The 1,172-nt window shown below is 47.4% G+C and carries 1 pseudogene; it reads left to right on the top strand.

The window, feature by feature from the left end:
- A pseudogene (locus GMD1S_RS11520) lies at positions 1-1,172 on the top strand (YSIRK signal domain/LPXTG anchor domain surface protein); the annotation flags it as partial.

Raw genomic sequence — 1,172 nt, 5'->3', positions numbered from 1 at the left:
ACTAACGCAACCAGCACAGGTCCTCAGGGTGTTCCACAAACAGGCACTCCAAGCTTTCAAGGTGGTGACCCACTTGTTCCAATCGATGAAGCAGTTGAACCAACCTTCGCAGATGGAAGCAAGGAAAAAGTGATTTCAGGTCAAGGAACCTACACGATTGCACCAGACGGAACTGTAACTTTCACTCCAGACAAACAGTTTGTTGGAAACCCAACTCCAGTCACAGTGAAACGGGTGGATAAGAACGGTACCCCGGTGACTGCGACCTACAGTCCAGAGTTTACGAAAGTAACGCCAACTGGTACAGGTGATAAGACAGAGGGGTTTCAAGGTCAGGCCCAAGAAGGTAAAGTGACCTTCACGCCAGGCCATGACTCTGTTCCATTCCCAGCTGATTCAATTCCACTATTTGACACTGGGACAGCTGTGAAAGAAGTACCAAATGTTGGTAAGTTTGAAGTGGACGCAGAAGGCAAGGTAACCTTCACCCCAGACAAACAGTTCAAGGGGGAAACACCAGAACTTGAATTGACTCGTGTGGATGCCAATGGAACTCCTGTTACTGTCAAGTACCAAGCAGTAGTGAAAGAAGTAGTTCCAACTTCAACGGATGCCACTTCAAATGGTATCCAAGGTCAACCGCAAAAAGGTACCCCAACCTTCACAGAAGGTAATCCAGCTGTTCCACTGGATGATACGAAACCAATGACTTTCGAAGATGGACAGTCAACGAAAACAGTTCCGGGTGTAGGTGAATACAGCATCAATCCAGATGGCTCTATTACCTTTACACCAGAAAAACAATATGTTGGTACTCCAGCTCCAGTAACGGTTAAACGAGTCGATAAGAATGGCACCCTAGTTACTGCGACATATACCCCAACAGTGACCAAGGTAACACCAACAGGAACCGGCGCAACCAGCACAGGCCCTCAAGGACTTCTGCAAACAGGAACTCCAACGTTTAAAGGTGGTGACCCATTAGTTCCAATCAATGAAACAGTAGAGCCAACCTTCGCAGATGGAAGCAAAGAGAAATCTATTCCAGGCCAAGGAACCTACACGATTGCACCAGACGGAACTGTAACCTTCACTCCAGACAAGCAGTTTGTTGGAAACCCAGATCCAGTTACAGTGAAACGTGTGGATAAGAATGGCACCCCAGTTACTGC

Origin of the sequence: Streptococcus sp. GMD1S (assembly GCF_000296875.1) — a bacterium.
GTDB lineage: Bacteria > Bacillota > Bacilli > Lactobacillales > Streptococcaceae > Streptococcus.
Note: the sequence above shows the minus strand (reverse complement) of the source record. Positions and strands in the feature narration are given on the sequence as shown.